Here is a 21,704-nt window from a genome sequence, read left to right as displayed (position 1 = left end):
AAACAGGAAACATGATACACTATTGCCACAGGTATTTTAACACAATACCTGATGGGAGAAAAACGTAAATATGACAGCAAAGGGGAATTGGGATATGGCCGATATTCGCCGCAATGTTTATTTTTTTCACAAACAAGACAACGAAACAAGAGAACAAGTCAGCTCTCTAAAGCAATTGGCTGAAACGCATGGTTTTAACGTTGCGTCTCAGCCGGAAGATGCCGGAATTATCGCGAGCATCGGCAGTGACGGTTCGTTTTTACAAGCCGTCAGAAAGACCGGATTCCGTGATGACTGCCTGTATGTCGGAATCGCAAAAAAGGGAAAAGCCCACCTGTATTGCGATTTTCACAGCAATGAGCCTGAAAAAATGGCAGACAGCATGACAGCCGAACAGCTTGAGGTCAGAAAATACCCGCTGATTCACGTAACAGTAGACGACAGCAATCATTTTCACTGTTTAAACGAGGTTTCCATCCGTTCAAGCATCATTAAAACGTTTGTGATGGATGTGTTAATCGATGACCTTCACTTTGAAACGTTCAGGGGGGACGGCATGATCATCTCGACCCCGACAGGCAGCACCGCCTATAATAAATCGGTCGCGGGCGCTGTCGTTGATCCTTTGATTTCCTGCATGCAGGTATCAGAGCTTGCTTCATTGAACAATAACACGTACCGCACCCTCGGCTCTCCGTTTATTTTAAGCGCGGGCCGAAAACTGACATTACGCGTAGTGCAGGACGGTAACGAGCATCCGATTATCGGGCTTGATAATGAAGCGCTCAGCACGAGAAATGTAAAAAAGGTCGAAATTACATTATCCGAAAAGAAAATCAAAACTGTTAAACTGAAAGACAATTCATTCTGGGAAAAAGTAAAGCGCTCATTTTTATAATAAAAAGAGAGGACAGGCTCAGCGCCTGTCCTCTTTTTCATATACAATCTGCCCGCTGACGACCGTTTTTACCGTTTTCAGCTCGTGAAGCCGCTTCGGATCAACCGTAAACGGATCACCGCTTAGAATGGTAAAATCGGCATCATAGCCTGGTGCAATCATCCCGCGGTTTTTCTCTTTGTGAATCATAGCCGCGCTGCCCGTTGTGTAAAGCTGAATCGCTTCGTACACGGTTAAGCATTCTTTTTCATTATAGACCGGCCCGTTCGGATTTTGTTTACTCGTCCTGAGCACCGCCGATTGAATGCCGAGAAGCGGATTAACAGGTTCTATCGGGGCATCTGATCCGCCGGCACATAATATGCCTTTTGATATCAGCGTTTTCCAGGCAAAAGCCGTCTCCATCCGCTCTTCTCCGAGCCTGTCAATGACCCATGGAAAATCACTCGCGACAAAATGCGGCTGCAAATCAAGCCCGATCGGGAGCTGTGCTGCTCTTTCAATCAGGCCGTGATCTAATACTTGCGCGTGAATAAGCCTATCGCGCTGCCCCGGCTTTGCAGGGTGCTGCTCAATGGCATCCAGCACCTTCTCAAACGCAAGATCGCCGATCGCATGCACGGCGATTTCCATCCCTTTTTCTCTCGCTTTTTTCACAAGAGAAGAGAGCGTCTTGTCATCGTGCACCTGTACGCCCGAAGCTGAAGGATCATCATGATAGGGCTTTTTCAGCAGGGCCGTCCTGCCGCCGAGCGCCCCATCGGCGAAAATCTTCATCGCTCCGTATTCTACATACGGACCGGTTGATTTTTGCAGATGACTCCACTCGTCCGCAGCTTCATGATGAACGAGCAAATGCGCGCGGAAAGGATACAGTCCGCCGCCGGTTAACGACTCATACGCGGTGACAGGAACGGAGACGTCTCCGTAGTATGACAAATCCTCAGAGTGTCCCCCGGTCAACCCTTTTGACCAGCAATCCGTAATCGCAGTTTGAAGAGCGCGCTTTACATAATGCAGTGAAACGGGCGGCAAGACCCTTGTAACAAGCTCTTGGGCTTTATCAAGCAGAAGCCCTGTCGGCTCCCCGTCATTCCTTTCGATCACCCCGCCGTCCGGGTCGGATGTGTCGCTTGTAATGCCCGCAGCGCGCAATGCCGCGGAGTTGACCGCAGCCGCGTGCCTGCACACACGTTTCAGCAAAACGGGACGATCGGGAAACAGCGGGTCAAGGTCATGTTTCGTCAAATAAACCGGCTGATCAAATTGATTTTCATCCCAGCCTTCGCCAATCAGCCATTCACCGTCGGGAAGTTCCCGTTCGGCTTCTTTTGCGGCTTGCAAAATCGCTTCTTTCGACGTCAGACCCGACAAATCAAGGCGAAGCTGTTTTTCCCCATGTCCGATCAAATGCAGATGACTGTCAGTGAAGCCGGGAAACATGACAGCCCCCTTCAAATCTATGTCAGCTGTATCATCTGAACCGTATGCCTCAATCAGCTCTGGATAGCTGCCTGTTTGCCTGATGATGCCGTCTTCAGTATAAACAGCTTCTGTGACATCGTTCTCCTTAAGCATCGTATAAATGAAACCGCCGTGCCAAATCGCTTTCATTCACGCTCACTCTTTTCTGTATTAAGCTTTTTTATCCGCCTTCAGCCGTTCTTCACGCTGTCTCAGCTCAACGCGTCTGATTTTCGCTGAAGCTGTTTTCGGAAGGCTTTCGACAAATTCAATCTCTCTCGGATATTTGTAAGGCGCTGTTATCGTTTTGACGTGGTTTTGCAGTTCCTTGACAAGTTCGCCACTTCGTTTTTCATCGTTTTGCAGGACGACATATGCTTTCACGATCGAGCCTCTGATTTCATCCGGGCTTGCCACTACGGCACATTCTTTTACCTCAGGATGCTTTACGAGAGCGTCCTCCACTTCAAACGGCCCGATTGTATAACCCGAGCTGACAATGATGTCGTCGTTGCGGCTTTCAAACCAAAAATAGCCGTCCTCGTCTTTTTTCGCCCGGTCACCGGTCAGGAAGTAATCACCGCGAATTTGCTTTTTCGTTCTTTCAGGGTCTTTGTAGTATTCTTTAAACAGCGCAGGGGTGCTGAGATGTACGGCGATATCGCCAGTTTCGCCGACTCCGCAAATTTCGCCTTCATCGTTAATGATTTCTACTTGATTCCCCGGTGTCGGTTTCCCCATGCTTCCCGGTTTAATGTCCATATCTTTCAGAACGCCGACTAACAGTGTGCTCTCCGTTTGGCCGTATCCGTCTCTCACTTTGATGCCGAAGTGCTTTTGAAAAACGTCGATGACTTCGCGGTTTAACGGTTCACCCGCAGAAACGGCGCTGTGAAGAGAGGAGAGGTCATAGTTGTCCAAATTCTCTACCTTTGCCATCAGTCGGTATTCTGTCGGCGTACAGCAGAACACATTAATTTGATAACGGTTTAACAGCTGTAAATACGTTTTGGCATCGAATCTGCCGTGATAAATAAACCCTGTTGCTCCGCTTCCGAGAACTGCAAGCAGCGGGCTCCATACCCACTTCTGCCAGCCAGGTGCGGCTGTGGCCCAGACCGTATCCTTTTCAGAAATGCCGAGCCATGCACCGGCGGATGTTTTCAAATGGGCAAAGGCCCAGCCATGTGTATGTACAACGGCTTTAGGCTGGCCAGTCGTACCGGATGTATAGGATAAAAATGCCATATCCTCTCTCGTTGTATCAGCCGTTTGAAAGCTGTCTCCGTCCGCTTCTATCGTTAAGAGGTTTTTCCATCCGGCATCATTTTCACCGATAGAAAGTGTCACTAGCTCATTTGTTTTTACATCTTGAAACGCGTTTATAAATGAAGAATAAACGATGGCGCCTTTTACCCCCGCATGTTTGATCCGGTATTCAAGATCTTTAGCGCGGAGCATTTCTGAACAAGGAATAACAACCATTCCCGCGTTTAAAATAGCTAAATATACGGCATATGCCTCAAGCACCCGCGGAACCATTACGATCAGCTTATCGCCTTTTTCAAAGCCAAGCCCCTTCAGCCGGGCGCCGATTTTATTCGTCTCTTCCATCAGTTTTTTATACGTCCAGACTCTTTTATCGCCTGCTTGACTTTCCCACATAAGCGCGTTCTTGTCTTTCGAACGGCTGAATTTTTCTATTTCATTCACAAGGTTATAGTTCATTGGGGCGATCAAATCTTCTCGTTTTAACACGAACAACTCCTCACTTTCTTTCCCCATTATACATAAACAAAGGACGTTACAATAAAGATATGCATTTCTTCCTGTTCTTCTTCTTATTTTTTATGTATGAAAAAAGAGCGGGGAATCCCCGCTCCTTAGCCATTATGTGAAATTGTGATTAAAACTGTTGCTGGCTGCTTCCGCCCATGCTTTGCTGAGCAAAAGAAACAAGACGTTTAGTGATTTCTCCTCCAACAGAACCGTTGGCGCGAGAAGTAGTTTCCGGTCCAAGGTTTACACCGAATTCAGAAGCGATTTCGTACTTCATTTGGTCGATAGCTTGAGCAGCCCCTGGTACTACCAGTTGGTTGCTGTTGCCGCTGTTTGATTGTGCCATGTGTATCACCTCCTTGTGAGTATAGAATGTGAAAAAACATATGGCTTCATTCAAAAAAAGTTTGGTAATTGTATACAGTTCTAAAACAGCTCGGCAAATTTATCGTGGGCTTCTTGTTCGCTGTAAATGGTGATCGTTTCAATTCCGGCGGCTGCCTCTTCAATCAGTGGCTCAAAGTCAACAAAGCTTTCGAAGTGCTCGATTTTTTCTTTTTTCGGCCGTGTTTTCGGGCTTGGCGGCGTAAAGATGGTGCAGCAGTCCTCAAACGGCTGAATACTTGTCTCATACGTGCCGATTTCTTTTGACTTCTCGATGATTTCTGTTTTGTCCATTCCGATTAAAGGCCGCAAAATCGGTGTTGCCGTCACGGCGTTGATCGCATACATGCTCTCAAGCGTCTGGCTCGCCACTTGTCCGAGGCTTTCCCCTGTTATAATCGCAAGTGCGTTTCGCTCTTCTCTGATTCTGTCAGCTATTTGCAGCATGAGGCGCCGCGTGGCTGTCATCGTATAGTTTTCTGGAATTTGTTTTTGGATGAGTTCCTGCGTTTTTGTAAACGGCACGATATGAAGCGTCATGCTGCCTCCGAACCGCGCAAGGCATCCCGCGAGGTCGATTACCTTCTGCTTCGCCCGTTCGCTCGTATAAGGCGGGCTGAAAAAATGCACGGCTTCTACTGACAGTCCGCGTTTCATCGCGTAAAAACCGGCAACAGGACTGTCAAAACCGCCGGAAAGCATAAGCATCGCTTTACCCGCTGAGCCGACTGGAAGACCGCCCGCGCCTTTTTCATCTCGGATGGTCAGGAATGTCGCTTCTTCCCTGATCTCAATCCGGAGCGGAATGTCCGGGTTCTTCACATCAACGGTTAATCCTTCTGTGTTTTTCAATATATGGCCGCCGATTTCAGCATTCATTTCATTCGTATTTAATTCAAACTGTTTGTAAGCCCGTTTGGTCGCGACTTTAAAAGTGCTCCCGGGTTTGTATTTGCCTTCTATCGCGGTTAATGCCGTTTTTTTAATTTCGTCCAGCGTGCTTTCACATTTAATAGCGAGACTGAAACTTTGAATACCGAATATATTCTTTAATAAGGAACAAATCTCCTCCGGATTTTCTCCATTTAATGTAATGGTCATCCGGTCCCGGTTTGAAAAGTATTTTACTTTTTTATAATCCTTTAATACCAGTCTGATGTTTTGTTTTAATCTTTCAATAAAACTGCGTCTGTTTTTTCCTTTTGTGGATATTTCACCAAAACGGATTAAGATGTGATCGTAATTCATATGCTACCTCATCACTTTTTTTAGTTTTTGAACAGCCGGTACAAGCGCGTTCATAAACGGCTCTGCGACCTCTGCTGTCTGGCTGAAACTCAGGCTGATTCTGATGCTGCTTGCCGCAATCTGTTCGCCCTTATTCATTTGCAAAAGCACACGGCTCGGTTTATGCTCTCTCGCTGAACAGGCCGCGGTTGTAGAAACATAAATGCCCTTCTCCTCAAGCATGTGAAGGAGAACTTCGGCTTTCACACCCGGAACGGAGAAGTTAATAATGTGCGGCGCACTGTTTTCGGCGGGAGTGTTAACCACAACCCCGTCCGTTTCGCTCAGCCTATTGATCAGCACATTCTTAGCCTTCTCCATGGCAGAAAGCCGCTCTGCCATATCGCGGGCAGAAAGGTTTACGGCTTTTGCAAGCGAAACGGCGCCTGCTGTGTGTTCTGTACCGGCCCGAATGCCTTTTTGCTGCGAGCCGCCCGTTATAAGCGGAATCAGGCGGGTTCCTTTTTTGACCAAGAGCGCTCCCGTTCCTTTTAAACCATGAAATTTATGCCCTGAGATGGTGCAAAGGTCAATGTCCGCCTCCTCTATTGAAAGGGGGACTTTGTGAATGCCCTGCACATGATCGACATGAAATAGGATATCCCGGTGCTGCTTAAGGAGATCGCCTGTTTCCTTTACCGGCTGGATGGAACCGACCTCATTGTTGACATGCATCATACTGACCATAATCGTATCCGGCCTGATGGCTTCTTTTACATCTTGAACGGACACAAATCCGTCTTGATTAACGGGGAGAAATGTGACCTCAAAGCCAAACAGCTCTGTCAGCTGATCAAGCGTCTCAGTCACTGACGGATGTTCAATGGCTGTAGCAATGATATGCCTGCCTTTCTTTATATTCGCCCAAGCAGCTCCCTTTAAAGCGGCGTTATTCGCTTCAGTGGCGCCTGATGTAAATACAATATCATAATTTTTCAAACGTAAGGTTTTTTTTATTTGCTGCGCTGCCGCTTCGAGAAGCTGCTCCGTCTCAGTTCCTAAGCGGTGCAGGGACGACGGATTGCCGAAATAACGGCTGCTTGTCTGTTTGTAAACTTCCAAAACGTCTTCATACGGCTCGGTCGTTGAGCTGTTATCTAAATATATCATTTTTTTAACTCCTTTATGAAAACGGTACATCGTATGATATTTATGTTACCATAACAAAAATGAATATAATTTCGCAATAAAACGAGTATTGACTTCTCCCCACATTGCCATATAATAAGTAATGTTCGTTTTGTTATATTATCTGACAATTAATTGACAGAATATTTCAACATAGTATTTAGGAGGACTTTTATGAAACAATCACTACCTGTCAAAGATACCGTTATTATCGGTTTCATGCTGTTCGCACTTTTTTTCGGGGCAGGAAATATGATATATCCGCCAGAGCTGGGACAAGCGGCCGGTCATAACGTATGGAAAGCGATGGGCGGTTTTTTACTGACCGGCGTAGGTCTCCCGCTTTTGGGGATTATCGCCATCGCCTTAACAGGCAAAGATGCCAAAGGGCTTGCTGATAAAGCTCATCCGGTTTTCGGCACTGTATTTACCGTTGTGCTGTACTTATCAATCGGTCCGCTTTTTGCGATCCCGCGGACAGGAACCGTTTCGTATGAAATCGGCGCAGTTCCTTTTCTAACCGGTGTTCCGGAGAGATTATCTTTATTTGTTTTCACACTGATATTTTTTGCCATTACGTATTATTTAGCACTCAATCCGTCCAAAGTAGTGGACAGAGTCGGAAAAATCCTCACCCCGATTAAATTTGGAATCATTTTAATCATTGTGGTTAAAGCCATTGTGACTCCGATGGGGGGGCTTGGAGCCGTACAATCAGCTTATTCGGGAACACCGGTGTTCAAAGGTTTTCTAGAGGGCTATAAAACCATGGACGCACTCGCATCGATCGTATTCGGCGTTGTTGTGGTCAGCGCAGTAAAAAGCAGAGGCGTCACGCAGCGGAAAGCGCTGGCAGCCGCTTGTATTAAAGCGGGGCTTATCGCCGCAGCCGGTTTAACATTCATTTATTTATCATTGGCTTATTTGGGCGCAACGAGCACGGACGCCGTCGGACCGCTTGGAGAAGGAGCAAAGATTTTATCAGCATCTTCTAATTACTTGTTCGGTTCATTAGGCAACGTTGTACTCGGTACAGCCATCACGGTTGCGTGTTTAACGACAAGCATCGGGCTTGTCACATCTTGCGGCGAATATTTTTCAAAACTGATTCCCGCATTATCATACAAAATGGTGGTTACCATTGTCACGCTGTTCAGCCTGGCGATTTCAAACTTCGGGCTCGCTGAGATCATTGCATTTTCAGTTCCTATTTTATCAGCGATTTACCCGCTGGCGATTGTCATTATCGTTCTTTCTTTTATTGATAAAATCTTCAAGGAAAGACGGGAAGTCTATATCGCTTGCCTGATCGGAACCGGTTTATTCAGTATCATAGACGGATTAAAGGCCGCGGGCATCTCACTCGGTTCATTGGATACGTTTTTGAATGCTCATCTTCCGCTTTACAGCATAGGGATCGGCTGGGTGCTTCCGGGGATTGCAGGAGCCATTATCGGTTATATCATCACGTTTTTCATCAGCCCGCCCATCGAGCTGAATAAAGCAAATTCATAAGGACTTAGCGCCTGCGGCTTGAATCTATTTCAGCCGCAGGCGTTTTTTTATATGAAAGAGGCCGCAAAAAAACTGCACCTCTGATTCAATCAGGGTGCAGTTTGTCTCGTTATGATGCAGATTGATCGGCTTTAATTTTTTTCACCGCGCCGGGAGCCGCTTTTTCAACAGCTTCGGCAGCAATCTCATATGCTTCACTGTAGCTGTATGTGTAAAAAAGCCGTTCCGCTTCTTTCAGCTGTTCTGATAGTATGTGATTCTGGCTGCGAAAACGGTTGCCGAACTGGATGATTCGTTCAATGAGTTTGACCTGAGTCACAAGTTCTTCCGCTTCCTCGCTGACCTCAGTGACGATGTTTTCCGCCTGCTGCAGATGTCTGCCGGCTTCCTCCATATTTAAAGGAAGCTCTTGCAATTGGTTTACGGTTTCTTCTATATGATGATGTGCCGTCTCCAGCTTGTCTTTCACATGTTCGGGAATGCCCGGGATGTTGCTTTTTTGCAGCATCCTTGACGTGTCAGAAATGATTTTCCGCAGCCGTGTGAGCGTCTCCCTTGCCTGCAGCTCTTCTTTCCTGAGCGCTTGGAGATTTTGGCGGTATTCGGCATGTTCTTTCTGAACCTCTTCCATCTGCTTCTCGATAGCGTCAACTTCTTCTATTAACAGAGAGTAAGCGACATGCTCCCCGTCCAGCTTTTCTCTCGCCTGCTCAAGTAGCCGGCCGATTGTTTCCATACGCTTTTCAAACGCATTTTGTTTGCTGAGCTCTCCCGCTGTCAGCTGATAGCTTTCCTTAACAAGCTCCGTTTCGGCTTTGGTACGGTCCTTTTCTTCCTCCAGCTTATCATACGCAATGATCAGCTCCGGCATTTTGCTTAATACAGACTGTCCTGCCTCCACTTCGCCTTCAAGCTGTTCATACATCGACTGGATCGTTTCATCAATCAGCTGAAGCACGGCCGATGCCTCATCGACATCCAGCTCCTCTAAAAGCGCGTTTTCCGCCCGTTTTAATTGATTGGACAGTGTATCCAGCTCTTTTTCGATTTGAATATGCTCCAGTTTGTAGCCCTTTTCCGTCATTTCACGGTAGCCGTCTTTCAGCTTGGCAATTTGGTTCGGCACGGTCTGCTTACAGTCCGCGAGCAATTTCGGAACGTCATTTATGTATGTTTGAAGCTGATCGAGCCTGCGGTCCTGTTCAAGCAGCACTTTTCTCGCCGCTATATAATTTCCGCCTTCCGTCTCTTCTTCGAACTGTTTAATTCCGGTCCAAATCTCGTCCAAATCCGTCTCAAGGCTGTTATAAAGCTCTCCGTAGAGATGGCTGTACGCCAGAAGGTTTTTCCGCGCTTTTGAATACTGCTCACGCACCTGTTCGATCTCTCCGCGGCTTTTTTCCTCGCTTGTCACAAGGTCGCTGATCTCGCGAAGAATGCCTTCTATATTCGTTTCAGCTGCGGTCAGGAGATCGTCAATATGGACAAGGACCTGGTTCGCTTTTTTGAAACGGTATTTGTCCGCGTTCTCCTCGGCATCATAAAGGAGCTCTTCAACTTTTGGCAAATGGGCTGTGACAATTTCATCCCACTCATCGCGCCATCTTTCAAAGAACTCTTCCGTCTGTCCGGTCATTTTCAGATGCTTTATCTTGGACATTTCTTCCACAATCGAACGGTTTAAGATTTCAATTTTCCATGACTCCAGCCGGTCAATTTCCGTATAGATTTTTTTCCTGAAAAAGTAGCCCGCTGCAAACAGAACGAGCAGTACAATCAATAACCCAATGACTAACTCCATAATGAGCCCCCTTGTTGTTCAACTTAATCTGTCAGGGTGTTTTATGTATTCAGAAAGATTTCAATATATGAATTGAGAAAATCTGTCGTTTTCATTGTTATTATGATACCATGTAACCAACATTTTTTGACCAGAAATCAAAAACTTTTTGCATAATTTCGGCAGGATTCTGCAATTTTTAAACGGAGTGACATAAATGGAAAAACGAGACGCGCATATCCACACGCCATTTTGCCCTCACGGCTCGAAGGATGAGCTGTCACAATATGTTGAAAAAGCGATAGAAAAGGGCTTTGACTCCATCACATTTACAGAGCACGCCCCGCTCCCTCCGTCTTTTCAAGACCCTGTGCCTCTTCAGGACAGCGCGATGGATTCAGGGCAGCTTGAAGCCTATTTTGATCGGCTTGCGCAATTAAAGAAGGAGTATAAAGGGCAAATCAGCATCCTTACCGGGCTTGAAACAGACTATATCACAGGTTATGAAGAGGAAACCGCGGCTTTTCTTGACACATACGGACCCTCTCTTGATGACAGCATTTTATCCGTCCATTTTTTGAAGGCGGGCCCGTCCTATGTATGCCTCGATTATGATGAGCATACATTTAAAGAGCTGATCACGCGCTTTGGAAGCACAGAAGCCGTATATGAACAATACTACCAAGCTGTTTATTCTTCAATTGTAACACCGCTTGGCCCCTATAAGCCAAAACGGGTCGGACATATTACGCTTGTCAAAAAATTTGTGCGCCTTTTTCCTTACCGCATGTCACCGCATATAAAGGTTCTCGTGTCCCGCTGCCTTGACGCTGTGAAAGAGCACGGAATGGAGCTTGATTTTAATACATCAGGTCTCAGAAAAAAATTTGCAGGGGAACCGTACATGGAGGAGTGGATGGCGGAGCAGGCGAAGCAAAAAAAAATCCCGCTCATATTCGGGTCGGACGCCCATCAAGCGGAAGATGTCGGCTATTCATATGAGACTTACAGAAGCACGGTTAATTCATAAGCGCCGCATCGTTTTGACGGAACACACTTTTGATCCAAATTTTCACTTCTTCAAAATATCTTTTATAAAAATACGGCTCGTGCGGCTGCATAAAGAGCACCTCCGTAATATATTGAGGCTGAAGATACGGCATCATCAGAAGGGATTTTAATTGCAGGATGAAATGCGGCACGGGCAGCGTCAGACGTTCGTGGCGTTTTTGCCCTTCCTCAATCATCAGCTGCAAAATATATTTTTCTTTCATTAGATAAGTAGACATGATTTCCCTGATAAGCGTGGAATCAATCGTCACTTCCCGATAAACAAATCGCGTTAATTGACGGTTGTCGTGCTGATAGGATAAAATATCGAAAATCACCCGCAGGATGCGCTCCTGTGTGTTTTCGCCGATCATACTGTCTGCGGCTTTTTCAAGCGTCTTGCTGTAGCCTTCGTAAAACTCGGAAACTAAATGTTCCATTAAGCCGCCTTTCCCTTTAAAATAGTAGGAGATGTGCGCTACATTTACATCAGCTGACTTTGCGATTTCACGGACGGACGTGCCAGAAAAGCCTTTTTGGTTAAAAAGCAGGACAGCAGCATTAATAATTTTGTCTTTGGTGCTTACTTTCATACGGCTCACCCCTTTATTACTTAACAATTCAAGCAGAAGGGCCCCGTTCCTGTAAGAACTTCTCGACAAATGCCGGCAGAACGGCAGGAACTTTGTTTTATATTATAGAAAAAGTGAGGGTTTTCCATGTTTCATGTCGAAAAACAATCCGGAGATAAAGAAAAAAGTTATCAGCTTCTGCTTAAACAGCTCGAAGCCATGACAGAAGACGAATCTGATGCGATCGCCAATTATGCAAACGCGTCTGCGCTTTTATATCATTCATTATCAGAAGTAAACTGGGCTGGATTTTATTTCGCAAAAGAAGGCGAGCTTGTGTTAGGACCGTTCCAAGGCCTTCCCGCTTGCGTGCGCATCCCATTCGGAAAAGGCGTGTGCGGGACTGCCTTCTCAGAAGGCGCTGTACAGCGGATTGCCGATGTGCACGCATTTCCGGGCCATATCGCCTGTGATGCAGCTTCCCAGTCTGAAATCGTGCTCCCGATCCGCGTAAACGGTGAAGTCATCGGCGTGCTGGACATTGACAGCCCCGTCAAAAACCGCTTTGATGAAACGGATGAAGCCTATTTAGCACAGTTTGTCGAAACGCTTGAGAAAAGATTAGGATAAAAAAAGGAGTTCGGCCATCGGGCCGGCTCCTTTTTTGTTACGGTGCTGTTTTATGGACGATCAGGCGGTTTTTGCCGTTCCGCTTGGCCGTGTAGAGCGCTTCGTCCGCATGCTGGACGAGCATTTTTAACGGCATGGGCTCGGTCTTTGTCCAGCAGGAAACGCCGCAGGAAATCGTCACCCGGGGCTCCGTATTTTCCCGCACGGCGCGGACGAGCCGCTTAGCGATGCGTTCTCCTGATGCCACATTGACATTCGGCAAATAGATGGCCAGCTCCTCGCCTCCCCAGCGCGCGGCGACATCATGTTCCCTGATATGGCATTTCATGACGGAAGCGACTTGGATTAATATAGAATCCCCCGTCTGATGCCCGTATGTATCATTAATGCTTTTGAAATTATCAATATCAACGAGAATCAAAACACCCCGTTTGTTAATTTTCATGCTGTATTGAATTTTCTCATCCAAATATGTTCTTGAATACAGCTCAGTCAGCTGGTCCGTCTGCACAAGATGCTCAAGCCGGTCGCGCAGCATTGAATTCGTCACCGCTAATGTGGCGTGATGTATCAGCGCTTGGAACAGCTTGTACATTTCAAACGTAAAAGCATACAATTCCTTTTTCAGCAAAATCGCAAATCCGAACACGGCATCATTTTCTATCATCGGCACTGCCATCAGCGATCCGTAGCCGTCTTCGCCGAACAGAGCCCGTCCATTGCCGATAAACACACCCTTTTCTCCTTCAAAGAGCTTTTCTTTTACTGCATTGATGTACTCGTCTGCACAATCGGTCTCAAAAAAAGCTGTATGTCCCGGAAGTCGGTTTTGCGCTTCAAAATGGTCAATATGAAAAAAAGCCACTTCTTCAGCATGAAAAGTTTGAGTCATAATGGCGGCGAGCTCCCGCATCGTATCCGTCAGCCTGAGCCGCTGATTAAGCTGGCGCGACGTTTCATTGATCAGTTCCAGGTTCGCAATGCTTTTTTTCGACTGCTCGTAAAGCTGCGCATTCTCAAATGCTTTTCCCGCGGCGCTTGCAAGCAGCAGCATTTCGCTCAGGTGGCTGCATGAAAGCACGGCCTCCTGCATTCCTTCAGCCTTCAGAACCCCGTATGTCCCCTGCTGGCCTTTGATCGGCAAATATGCGGATGTGTTCCCCTTCCTCTGCATTCTGCCGGACAAATAAACCTTCAGGGCAAACGGATCCGCATCCTTTCCTTCCATATGCAATTCTTTTGCGGGAAGCTGTCTGTCCGTATCCTGATCCTGTGAGATGAACAGTAAGAAACGGAAGGACTGAAAAGCCGCGCTCAAGCTCGCCTGCAGTTTTTCAAGCACCTCGTTTTGATCCAGCAGCGAATGGAACATTTCTGTCATCCTGTGAATTTTCCGCTGATGCTTTGTCTTGGCAAACAGTCCGCTCTGCCTTACAGATTGATTGATAAACTGAGTAATAAGCTCGGGCATGCACTCTGGGATTGCCAGTCCGCTTTCCGAACGCAGAAAAAAACGTCTGCCGGACGTTTGATTTTTTATGATAAAACATGCGTCACTCTCTTTTAGCGGAGCATAAGTCGGTTCATCTTCTGATCTTATAGTTGAACGGGATGATTCAGCCGGTGAAAGGGTCAATGAAAGAGATGCAAAGCAGGATTCAAGAGCTGAGGCCAGCCATAACAGCGAGTCGGACAGTGAGACGGATTCAGATTTCGTTAAGAAGAACGTCAGCATCTTCTGTTGAAAGGCCGTCACTTGATCGGTTGTTTGTTTTTTCATTTTTTATCACCTAAACATGTACTGCTCATTTTTTGTTCATTATATCATAAACCTTTACTCTTCATGGAGAAATGGTTGACGGCAGGAAAGAAAAATCATATAATGTTCTTTGTGTGAAATATTGCAGCCTTTTTGTTCAGCTTCTGTGTCTTCATTTTGTTCCTTAGCTGTAAGGTGTATCGTGTAACTCTCTGCTGCTGGAGCGAGGATACATGAAAACAAAATGTGCACGGTCGAATAGAACAGACGGTTTTTATTTTCCACAAAAATAAAACCAAAGGAGGAGTCACATTATGGCTCGCTATACAGGTCCATCTTGGAAACTGTCACGCCGTTTAGGAATCTCTCTAAGCGGAACAGGTAAAGAATTAGAAAAACGCCCTTACGCACCAGGTCCTCACGGTCCGGGACAACGTAAAAAACTATCAGAATACGGTTTGCAATTGCAAGAAAAGCAAAAACTTCGTCACATGTACGGTGTAAACGAACGCCAATTCCGCACATTGTTTGACAAAGCTGCAAAAATGACTGGTAAACACGGCGAAAACTTCATGATTCTTTTAGATTCACGCCTTGATAACGTTGTGTACAAGCTAGGTCTTGCGCGCACTCGCCGTCAAGCACGCCAATTGGTAAACCACGGTCACATTCTTGTTGACGGAAGCCGCGTTGACATCCCGTCTTACCAAGTAAAACCTGGTCAAACAATCGGTGTTCGCGAAAAATCAAGTAACCTTTCTATCATTAAAGAAGCTGTAGAAGTAAACAACTTCGTTCCTGAGTACCTTACTTTCGACGCTGAAAAGCTTGAAGGTACATTCACTCGTCTTCCAGAGCGTTCTGAACTTGCTCCGGAAATTAACGAAGCGCTTATCGTTGAGTTCTACTCTCGTTAATTAAAATGCTCTTTAAAGAGCATTGGACTAAACCCTAGAAACGTTGTTATTTCAACATTTCTGGGGTTTTTCTTTTTTTCATCGGACTATGTTTCTTACCGAAGCAGATTTGTAATAAAAAAAGACCAACTCATAGAGCAGGCCCTTATTCCCTTCAACGAATATACAGACTTATGTTTGATTACGATCAAATGAAACTTGGTATGAATCTTGATCTGAAATGATGGCAGATGTCAATCCTCCACCTATGTGACAAGCCGCTCTAAGAATGATTGATCCGGCCAGTCCCTTCTCCTCGAATAAAAAATAACCAAAACACGATCAATTAGTCCTATTCTCTCCTTCATCCAACATAAGTAAAATATATAAAGAGCTTGCGCTTTGGCTTTCCACTCTATAAAGGGGGTCTGCTTGTGTGGATCATTATTTTGCTGCTTATCATTTTAATCGGTTTTACCGGAAATATTGTATCGCTTTTGAGAGCGCAAAGACATACCAATCAAAGAATCATTGAGCTTTTAGAAGAGAAGAAAAATAAGTGACCTCCGGCGATGGGGGCTTTTTTTATTCCGTTTTTTATCAATACATTATTCATTCGAACTACTCACCCGTAATAGTAAAAATAATTTCGGCAGATTTCCTGGAAAATGATTTGGTGCCCTATCTCGTTCGGATGAAGGCCTTCTGACATGCACATTTTGCGGAATGCCGGATTGTAAGGATCAATTAAATCTGTATAAAACAGGTCTGCATACGGCACGGACAGCAGTGTGCAGGCTTCTTTTTGGGCATCCACATAGTCGGCCAGCGTCATCCCTAATTTATTTTTATCGGTATCGCGCCGGACAATCTTTCCCTCTGAGATTTTCGCCTGCCTCGTGGCGGTCACGACAATGATGCTGCAGCCTTTATTTCTGCTGCGCAGCTCCTGGATGACTTGGCAGAACCCTCCGTAAAATGTGGCAATATCCTTTTCGTCTTTGCCGATGCCGATATGGTTGCACCAATCGTCATCCGTTCCCTGCACAATAATGACTTCGTTGCCGGACGTCTTAAGCGCCTGCTGATAGATGTTATTGTTTCCGTTGTTGCTCATGTTGACGCCGCTGACAGAAAGATTCGTAATCTCGGCCTTTGTCCGCTCTTTTAAAATATCAGCGAAGCTGTATTTTGCGCGCAGGCCCCGGGCGACGCTATCACCCAGAATAGCGATTTTTTTAGCGTTTCGGAGCCCGCTTTTTTGGATAAAGTCAATGCTTATATGCCCGCTGTCGGTGATATGTAAAAGCTGGCTGCTGATATTTTGAGCATGGGCTGTTTTTGAGGAGAGCTGTTCGGAGAAGTGATTCATGGTCTCTTCTATTTTTTCAAAGTTGGTATTGAGCGCTTCACGAAACTTTCCGTCTGACACTGCAGGTAAATCCTTATTTGAATTCAACGTGGCGTCATCCCTTCATTTCTATGACCCGGCATAACACCGGTTCACTTATTTTTTCCCCCTGAAGTCAAAAACGGACACCAAACAAACAGTACAATGTTGTAAGTTCAGTGTCCGTAAGTTTACCATATTGGATCTTTTTTACAATTGTATCTTTCTTTCATTATAGCAGATCCCGTTTCTATTCGCATCTCTTAAACATAGGAGATTCCATATTTAGCATTTAAAACAGCGTTTGCGGGGAGAACGTTTTGTACGTTTAGAACGATGTGAACGGTGCGAACGGTGTGTACGGTGTGTACGGTGTGTACGATGTGAACGGTGTGTACGGTGCGAACGACGTGAACGGTGCGAACGACGTGTACGGTGCGAACGGTGCGAACGGCACGAACGGTGCGAACGATGCGAACGGTGCGAACGGCGCGTCCGTCTGAAGCTCCGAGAGCGGCAAGAACGGCGGGAACGACGGTGCTTTCTCTTTTTTGAACGGCCCGAACTTTTTCGGGAAACCGGTTCTTGGTATAAATAATCTCCTAAACCTTCTCTATGAGCTACAGCAACTCCCTGTTGAATTTCGTTATGAGACATACTGTTCAATTCCTTTCACCTCCTAGAGAAAAAAAGGAATTCTTTCCCTTTTCTCATAACATAACGTATGAGTCCAACCCCTCAGATGTATAAGCTACTTGCTGATTTGAAAAAAAATAAGGCATCTACATCAAGAATGACAAGGATATCCACCCTGAGTTTCGAGATGTTAGTTCGCTTGTGTCACCACAAACCCGTTATATCAAACAAAAAAGAGACCCTTTTTGATAGGCCTCTTTTTCGACTTTATTAAAATATCAAATACCAATACACCGCAGCTTCATGTGCATGTTTATTTATCCCTTTATACAGGCATAAATCAAAACCGCCAATCTCAAAACCGCAGCTCTCGTAAAATTGACAAGCCTTCACATTTATATTTTGTGTTTCCAGCATGATGCCCGGCATCTTGTTTTCCTTTGCCCATTGAATGACCTGTTCTATTAATTTCCTGCCGATTCCTTGGCGTCTCTGCTTTTTATCGATTTTAATATCTTCAATATACGCATATTCATTCCAGTTGCGTTTTACCGTGACTTGCCCCGCAAGCTGACCGTCTATGTACGCTCCATAAACCGCTTGATCCGGGTAATCAATATATGCCGGGAAGCCGGGCGATTCTTCAGCCGGTTCGTCGTCCTTATAACTTTTTTCATAGCAGGGTATATTTTCAATCGTGTAGTGAATTTTATTATTCTCCATAGAGAGAACGAGAATCGAATCTACTGTAAACCTGTCATCAATTTCAATCAGCTGATCCTGATCCGCCTTTGTCAACTTCCTTATCGTCAGATTCACGTAAACATTCCTCCTTGGAACATAACTTGATTATTCAATTTGCGCTTGAGAGTCCTTTTTTTATGATTGAGAACTCCGGTATTTCTAACATGTGTTCCTCCGCATGCCTGCTCGTCCAGCTCCTCAGCATGAACAATCCCGGATTTCCTTAAGAGAGGCCGGAAGCGGGTTAATGACATCCGACTTCCCCTTATCTATCGTTTCATCATGTCAACCGCGAATAAAAAACACCCTCCAAGGGTGCTTTTATCAGTAAATCTTGATGATTTCTTTTAATTTATTCATTAAATAGTTGTTGTACTGGCTTTTTTTATAATAATTACGCAGCTCTTGATTATATTTCTTTTCAAGCTCGTTTGCTTCTTCGGCTAAATTATCGTAATAAAAATGAGCCTTAAAGCCGTCTCTTTCCTCCGCTGCATACTCATTTGCTATCAGTTCCAGCATTTCTTTACGTGAATTTTTTTGTAAAAATTCCTTTTGAACCGCTTCGAATTTTTTTTGCAATCGTTCATTGCTTTCTTCAATTTCGGCAATCCATTTTTTAAACGTTTCGATTGATTCTGCAGCTTTCACTGCCTTTCACCCCCTGCCTTTATTATGAGCGAAAGGAAGTTGGCCAAGGAACGGTTTGCACACTTTGTCGAACGATTTACACACTGCAAACGGCCGTCCGGCGTCACTGCTTTCATTTTTTCCTTTCGCTTTCAGGCTCAGGATGAATCAGCACTTGAGCGTTTTTAAATTCATTCGTGATTTCCTTTTCGATACGATCGCATAGGCCGTGCACCTCTTCTATAGTAAAGTGAGATGACACGACTAAGTGGAAATCGATATACTCCTGCGGCCCTGAACGCCTTGTACGAAAATCGTGTATTTCAATGTATTCGCGCTTGAAGGAGGTAATAATCTTTAAGATGGTTTCCTCCTCTTCGCCGGACAAACGAGTGTCTATCAGCGGAGGGAATGCTTCTTTCATTAATTTAAAGGCCTCAAACATGATGTACACTGCAAGCACCAGGCCGATGACCGGATCAAGTATATACCACTCCGTTAAAGCAACGAACAGAAGGCTTATTGCAACGCCTAACGATGTGTACACATCCGTCAGTAAATGCAGGGCATTTGATTTCATGGCCACGGAATTGACCTTTTCGGCCTCTTTTCCCACCATTTTTGATACGATAAAATTAACGGCCGCCCCTGCAAGCATCACAATGATTCCGAGTACAGGCAGGTGAACAGGCTCCGGGTTCACCAATTTCTGAACGCATTCATAAATCATCCATATGCCCGCCGCAAAAATTAAAATCGTCTCAATAGTTCCGGATATATTCTCCACTTTCCCATGACCGTACGGATGCCCGGAATCAGCCGGCTTTTTAGAAATCCTGACAGAAATAAAGGCAATAAAGGCCGCTATCAAATCTAAAAAAGAATGAATGGCCTCAGAAAGAATCGCGACAGAACCGGTTAATATTCCGACGGCTATTTTGAGCAATACAACCAAAGAATTGCTTATCACTGATAAAAAAGCGATTTTAGAGGTGTTTTCCACCATGATCCTCCTCTTCTGTTTCTATTAATATATCGTATCAAACCTTATTTGTGTGGGTCTACAGCAACGTTTTTCACAGCAGCCATACATGTAACTCGCCCTAAAATATGTTGGAAAGCCACAAAACACACGCAGATAGACCTCAACACGCGGGCCCATTGACAAATATAACCGCTTACATTATAGTGGTTTCATGAATAACCACTACGGAGGATGTTTATGGAGGATGTACTGAAAGAATTACAGAAATTCGGTTTTTCTCAATATGAATGCAAGGCATATATCGGTTTATTAAAACATTCACCTATTACAGGTTATGAGATAAGTAAACGGTCTGGCGTCCCTCGCTCGATGATTTATGAAGTATTAGGAAAGCTGGTTGATAAAGGCGCTGTCCATATCGTGCCCTCTGATCCGGTTACATACGCTCCGTTAGCCGGAAGGGAATTAATTGACCGGCTGCGGCACGATTTCGAGAGCTCTTTCGGCTATCTTGAGGAAAAACTATTGGCGCTTGAAAGCGAACAGGAAATGAACGTTATCCGCCGCATCAGCACCAATGACCATGTGATCAATGAAATGAAGGATATGATTGAAAAGGCTGAGGAAGAGCTATGGCTGTCCGTTTGGGAGCAGCAGGTTCCTTTTATTCAAGAAGCCATTAACAAACGCGTTGCAGATGACTTGCCCGTCTTTTCGATTGTATTTGGCCCTCCGGAGATGAAGCTCGGGCTTACGACACATCATAATATGTCTCCCGAAGTGGCTGAAAAACGCATGGGCGGGCGGTTAACGATTGCAGCCCGCGATAATAAAGAAGTATTGATCGCTAATTTTTCTCCTCAGACAAATGCGTGGGCCATCAAATCAGAAGATCCCGCCCTCGTTCTTGTTGCCATGGAATATATGAGGCACGATCTTATGTTTGCTGAGCTTGTGAAAGAGGTTGGCGCTGAAAAGGTAGAAGGGCTGATGAAACAAAATCATTCCTTATTTCATGTAGTAACAGGAAATCGGTTCATTTAAATATGAACCGTCTTTTCTTTGATTTTTTCATTAGTAGTTATCATTATAATCTCTAAAAAAAGGAGCTTACACAATGATTAACACGGAAGTTCAAAAAACGGTTTCACAGGAAATCAATGAAGATACTTTTTTACAAGGGGTGAAGGATTGTGTGCCTACTTTGCTCGGCTATATGAGCATCGGCTTTGCTTTCGGGATTGTAGGCGTTTCCTCTCACCTTAGTATTTTGGAAATCTCTTTATTATCCTTTTGTGTATATGCCGGGGCTGCTCAATTTATTATTTGCTCGCTTCTTGTGTCCGGGAGCCCGATTTCAGCCATTATTTTAACGACGTTTATCGTCAATTTGCGGCATCTTTTACTGAGTCTGACCCTCGCGCCGTATTTTACGAAATACTCTTTAACGAAAAACATCGGGTTCGGCATTTTACTCACAGACGAATCGTTCGGGGTTGCGATTAACAGGCTGGCTAAAAACGGCAAACTTTATGACAAGTGGATGAACGGTCTTAATCTTACGGCTTATTTGTGCTGGGTGATCTCTTGCGTAATGGGGGGGCTGCTTGGGCAATGGATTTCCAATCCTCAAGCGCTCGGCTTAGACTTCGCATTGCCGGCCATGTTTGCGGCGCTATTGGTGCTGCAAATGCAGACAGCTGCCTCAGAAAAGCTGAAGCACAATCTCTCTTTGATTGTCTGCATGGTGATTTTTATGATCTTATTATCGTATGTTGTCCCATCACATGTCGCTGTTATCGTCTCGACCGTGATCGTCGCATCTATCGGGGTGGTGACGGATAAATGAGCATCAGTATGCAAATGATCTGGATTATACTCGGCTGCATGATTGTTACGATCGTGCCGCGAATTGTACCGTTTATATTTGTGCGGAACATCCAAATGCCGGAGCTGGCCTTAAAATGGCTTTCTTTTATTCCGCTTTGCATCCTTACCGCACTGGTAACGGAGGGCATGATCGTGAAAACAAATCACGCTTTGGCTTTTGATTGGAAATCAATTATTGTTCTTATCCCGACATTACTATGCGCGATGTGGACGAAAAGCTTATCGGTCACTGTGATAACAGGGGTCGTGCTTATGGCCGCCGTCAGACTGATATGGTGATGGAACAT

General features: G+C 45.3%; 23 protein-coding genes. 9 read left to right on the top strand and 14 right to left on the bottom strand.

Going from position 1 to position 21,704, the window contains the following annotated elements; translation table 11 throughout:
• The first annotated feature begins 94 nt into the window (after window positions 1-94).
• Window positions 95-898 (top strand): NAD kinase, encoded by an 804-nt coding sequence (locus AXI59_RS06910; RefSeq protein ID WP_061527740.1) that lies wholly within the window; start codon window positions 95-97, stop codon window positions 896-898.
• An 18-nt stretch (window positions 899-916) separates the two neighbouring features.
• On the opposite strand, the gene AXI59_RS06905 is transcribed toward AXI59_RS06910, so the two are convergent.
• From AXI59_RS06905 to AXI59_RS06885, 5 genes are all read right to left on the bottom strand, one after another.
• Entirely contained in the window at window positions 917-2,512 is a 1,596-nt protein-coding gene (locus tag AXI59_RS06905; RefSeq protein ID WP_061527739.1) for an amidohydrolase, read from the bottom strand.
• A 21-nt stretch (window positions 2,513-2,533) separates the two neighbouring features.
• Window positions 2,534-4,120 carry an acyl-CoA synthetase MbcS gene (gene mbcS, locus AXI59_RS06900; RefSeq protein ID WP_061527738.1) on the bottom strand — a complete coding sequence of 529 codons (1,587 nt, stop codon included), beginning with the start codon at window positions 4,118-4,120 and terminating at the stop codon, window positions 2,534-2,536.
• 148 nt (window positions 4,121-4,268) lie between these two features.
• Window positions 4,269-4,487 (bottom strand): alpha/beta-type small acid-soluble spore protein, encoded by a 219-nt coding sequence (locus AXI59_RS06895; protein ID WP_061523106.1) that lies wholly within the window; start codon window positions 4,485-4,487, stop codon window positions 4,269-4,271.
• Window positions 4,488-4,567: 80 nt separating this feature from the next.
• The gene (thiI, locus tag AXI59_RS06890) at window positions 4,568-5,773 is read right to left on the bottom strand and encodes a tRNA uracil 4-sulfurtransferase ThiI (protein WP_061523107.1); all 1,206 of its coding nucleotides are present in this window, start codon (window positions 5,771-5,773) and stop codon (window positions 4,568-4,570) included.
• A gap of 3 nt (window positions 5,774-5,776) precedes the next feature.
• Window positions 5,777-6,922 (bottom strand): cysteine desulfurase family protein, encoded by a 1,146-nt coding sequence (locus tag AXI59_RS06885; RefSeq protein WP_061527737.1) that lies wholly within the window; start codon window positions 6,920-6,922, stop codon window positions 5,777-5,779.
• A 192-nt stretch (window positions 6,923-7,114) separates the two neighbouring features.
• Here AXI59_RS06885 and brnQ point away from each other — a divergent pair, with 192 nt between their 5' ends.
• Window positions 7,115-8,455 (top strand): branched-chain amino acid transport system II carrier protein, encoded by a 1,341-nt coding sequence (gene brnQ / locus AXI59_RS06880; protein WP_061527736.1) that lies wholly within the window; start codon window positions 7,115-7,117, stop codon window positions 8,453-8,455.
• Window positions 8,456-8,564: 109 nt separating this feature from the next.
• On the opposite strand, the gene ezrA is transcribed toward brnQ, so the two are convergent.
• Window positions 8,565-10,256, bottom strand: a complete 1,692-nt coding sequence (gene ezrA / locus AXI59_RS06875) for a septation ring formation regulator EzrA (RefSeq protein WP_061527735.1) — start codon at window positions 10,254-10,256, stop codon at window positions 8,565-8,567.
• A gap of 196 nt (window positions 10,257-10,452) precedes the next feature.
• Here ezrA and hisJ point away from each other — a divergent pair, with 196 nt between their 5' ends.
• Entirely contained in the window at window positions 10,453-11,265 is an 813-nt protein-coding gene (hisJ, locus tag AXI59_RS06870) for a histidinol-phosphatase HisJ (RefSeq protein WP_061527734.1), read from the top strand.
• Here the strand turns inward: hisJ and refZ are convergent.
• Window positions 11,255-11,878, bottom strand: a complete 624-nt coding sequence (gene refZ / locus AXI59_RS06865; protein WP_061523112.1) for a forespore capture DNA-binding protein RefZ — start codon at window positions 11,876-11,878, stop codon at window positions 11,255-11,257. The genes hisJ and refZ overlap by 11 nt on opposite strands.
• Window positions 11,879-12,004: 126 nt before the next feature.
• Between refZ and AXI59_RS06860 the strand changes: the two genes are divergently transcribed.
• A complete protein-coding gene (locus AXI59_RS06860) occupies window positions 12,005-12,487 on the top strand; it encodes a GAF domain-containing protein (protein ID WP_061523113.1) in 483 nt (160 codons plus the stop codon).
• Window positions 12,488-12,524: 37 nt separating this feature from the next.
• Here AXI59_RS06860 and AXI59_RS06855 read toward each other — a convergent pair whose 3' ends face one another.
• Window positions 12,525-14,267 (bottom strand): sensor domain-containing diguanylate cyclase, encoded by a 1,743-nt coding sequence (locus AXI59_RS06855; protein ID WP_061527733.1) that lies wholly within the window; start codon window positions 14,265-14,267, stop codon window positions 12,525-12,527.
• A gap of 293 nt (window positions 14,268-14,560) precedes the next feature.
• Between AXI59_RS06855 and rpsD the strand changes: the two genes are divergently transcribed.
• Together rpsD and AXI59_RS20615 are read left to right on the top strand one after the other, a co-directional pair.
• Entirely contained in the window at window positions 14,561-15,163 is a 603-nt protein-coding gene (gene rpsD / locus AXI59_RS06850; RefSeq protein ID WP_061523115.1) for a 30S ribosomal protein S4, read from the top strand.
• A 413-nt stretch (window positions 15,164-15,576) separates the two neighbouring features.
• Window positions 15,577-15,705 carry a hypothetical protein gene (locus AXI59_RS20615; protein WP_262417720.1) on the top strand — a complete coding sequence of 43 codons (129 nt, stop codon included), beginning with the start codon at window positions 15,577-15,579 and terminating at the stop codon, window positions 15,703-15,705.
• Window positions 15,706-15,767: 62 nt separating this feature from the next.
• On the opposite strand, the gene AXI59_RS06845 is transcribed toward AXI59_RS20615, so the two are convergent.
• The 6 genes from AXI59_RS06845 to AXI59_RS06825 all read right to left on the bottom strand — a co-directional run bounded on the left by AXI59_RS06845 (window position 15,768) and on the right by AXI59_RS06825 (window position 19,548).
• Window positions 15,768-16,514, bottom strand: coding sequence for an SGNH/GDSL hydrolase family protein (locus AXI59_RS06845; protein WP_061527778.1), 747 nt, complete (start codon window positions 16,512-16,514; stop codon window positions 15,768-15,770).
• Between the two features lie 303 nt (window positions 16,515-16,817).
• A complete protein-coding gene (locus tag AXI59_RS20845; RefSeq protein WP_420806836.1) occupies window positions 16,818-17,189 on the bottom strand; it encodes a CotG/ExsB N-terminal domain-containing protein in 372 nt (123 codons plus the stop codon).
• A gap of 249 nt (window positions 17,190-17,438) precedes the next feature.
• On the bottom strand, window positions 17,439-17,987 hold the full coding sequence (locus tag AXI59_RS06840) for a GNAT family N-acetyltransferase (protein ID WP_061527732.1): 549 nt from the start codon (window positions 17,985-17,987) through the stop codon (window positions 17,439-17,441).
• Window positions 17,984-18,166, bottom strand: a complete 183-nt coding sequence (locus AXI59_RS20840; RefSeq protein WP_061527731.1) for a hypothetical protein — start codon at window positions 18,164-18,166, stop codon at window positions 17,984-17,986. Before AXI59_RS20840 ends, AXI59_RS06840 begins: the two co-directional genes overlap by 4 nt.
• Before the next feature lie 70 nt (window positions 18,167-18,236).
• Complete coding sequence (locus AXI59_RS06830) at window positions 18,237-18,563, bottom strand: hypothetical protein (RefSeq protein WP_061527730.1); 327 nt, start codon at window positions 18,561-18,563, stop codon at window positions 18,237-18,239.
• Between the two features lie 112 nt (window positions 18,564-18,675).
• Complete coding sequence (locus AXI59_RS06825) at window positions 18,676-19,548, bottom strand: cation diffusion facilitator family transporter (RefSeq protein ID WP_061523118.1); 873 nt, start codon at window positions 19,546-19,548, stop codon at window positions 18,676-18,678.
• Between the two features lie 216 nt (window positions 19,549-19,764).
• Between AXI59_RS06825 and AXI59_RS06820 the strand changes: the two genes are divergently transcribed.
• From AXI59_RS06820 to AXI59_RS06810, 3 genes are all read left to right on the top strand, one after another.
• Entirely contained in the window at window positions 19,765-20,571 is an 807-nt protein-coding gene (locus tag AXI59_RS06820; RefSeq protein ID WP_061523119.1) for a TrmB family transcriptional regulator, read from the top strand.
• Window positions 20,572-20,644: 73 nt separating this feature from the next.
• Entirely contained in the window at window positions 20,645-21,376 is a 732-nt protein-coding gene (locus AXI59_RS06815; RefSeq protein ID WP_061527729.1) for an AzlC family ABC transporter permease, read from the top strand.
• Window positions 21,373-21,696 carry an AzlD domain-containing protein gene (locus AXI59_RS06810; RefSeq protein ID WP_061523121.1) on the top strand — a complete coding sequence of 108 codons (324 nt, stop codon included), beginning with the start codon at window positions 21,373-21,375 and terminating at the stop codon, window positions 21,694-21,696. Before AXI59_RS06815 ends, AXI59_RS06810 begins: the two co-directional genes overlap by 4 nt.
• Window positions 21,697-21,704: the final 8 nt, after the last annotated feature.

Origin of the sequence: Bacillus nakamurai, assembly GCF_001584325.1 — a bacterium.
GTDB lineage: Bacteria > Bacillota > Bacilli > Bacillales > Bacillaceae > Bacillus > Bacillus nakamurai.
Note: the sequence above shows the minus strand (reverse complement) of the source record. Positions and strands in the feature narration are given on the sequence as shown.

Excerpts from the sequence above, each read along its gene's own strand:
- AXI59_RS06910 (WP_061527740.1), top strand. The coding sequence starts at position 95 with ATGGCCGATATTCGCCGCAATGTTTATTTTTTTCACAAACAAGACAAC.
- AXI59_RS06905 (WP_061527739.1), bottom strand. The coding sequence starts at position 2,512 with ATGAAAGCGATTTGGCACGGCGGTTTCATTTATACGATGCTTAAGGAG.
- AXI59_RS06895 (WP_061523106.1), bottom strand. The coding sequence starts at position 4,487 with ATGGCACAATCAAACAGCGGCAACAGCAACCAACTGGTAGTACCAGGG.
- thiI (WP_061523107.1), bottom strand. The coding sequence starts at position 5,773 with ATGAATTACGATCACATCTTAATCCGTTTTGGTGAAATATCCACAAAA.
- AXI59_RS06885 (WP_061527737.1), bottom strand. The coding sequence starts at position 6,922 with ATGATATATTTAGATAACAGCTCAACGACCGAGCCGTATGAAGACGTT.
- brnQ (WP_061527736.1), top strand. The coding sequence starts at position 7,115 with ATGAAACAATCACTACCTGTCAAAGATACCGTTATTATCGGTTTCATG.
- ezrA (WP_061527735.1), bottom strand. The coding sequence starts at position 10,256 with ATGGAGTTAGTCATTGGGTTATTGATTGTACTGCTCGTTCTGTTTGCA.
- hisJ (WP_061527734.1), top strand. The coding sequence starts at position 10,453 with ATGGAAAAACGAGACGCGCATATCCACACGCCATTTTGCCCTCACGGC.
- refZ (WP_061523112.1), bottom strand. The coding sequence starts at position 11,878 with ATGAAAGTAAGCACCAAAGACAAAATTATTAATGCTGCTGTCCTGCTT.
- AXI59_RS06860 (WP_061523113.1), top strand. The coding sequence starts at position 12,005 with ATGTTTCATGTCGAAAAACAATCCGGAGATAAAGAAAAAAGTTATCAG.
- AXI59_RS06855 (WP_061527733.1), bottom strand. The coding sequence starts at position 14,267 with ATGAAAAAACAAACAACCGATCAAGTGACGGCCTTTCAACAGAAGATG.
- rpsD (WP_061523115.1), top strand. The coding sequence starts at position 14,561 with ATGGCTCGCTATACAGGTCCATCTTGGAAACTGTCACGCCGTTTAGGA.
- AXI59_RS06845 (WP_061527778.1), bottom strand. The coding sequence starts at position 16,514 with ATGAATCACTTCTCCGAACAGCTCTCCTCAAAAACAGCCCATGCTCAA.
- AXI59_RS20845 (WP_420806836.1), bottom strand. The coding sequence starts at position 17,189 with ATGTCTCATAACGAAATTCAACAGGGAGTTGCTGTAGCTCATAGAGAA.
- AXI59_RS20840 (WP_061527731.1), bottom strand. The coding sequence starts at position 18,166 with ATGTCATTAACCCGCTTCCGGCCTCTCTTAAGGAAATCCGGGATTGTT.
- AXI59_RS06825 (WP_061523118.1), bottom strand. The coding sequence starts at position 19,548 with ATGGTGGAAAACACCTCTAAAATCGCTTTTTTATCAGTGATAAGCAAT.
- AXI59_RS06820 (WP_061523119.1), top strand. The coding sequence starts at position 19,765 with ATGGAGGATGTACTGAAAGAATTACAGAAATTCGGTTTTTCTCAATAT.
- AXI59_RS06815 (WP_061527729.1), top strand. The coding sequence starts at position 20,645 with ATGATTAACACGGAAGTTCAAAAAACGGTTTCACAGGAAATCAATGAA.
- AXI59_RS06810 (WP_061523121.1), top strand. The coding sequence starts at position 21,373 with ATGAGCATCAGTATGCAAATGATCTGGATTATACTCGGCTGCATGATT.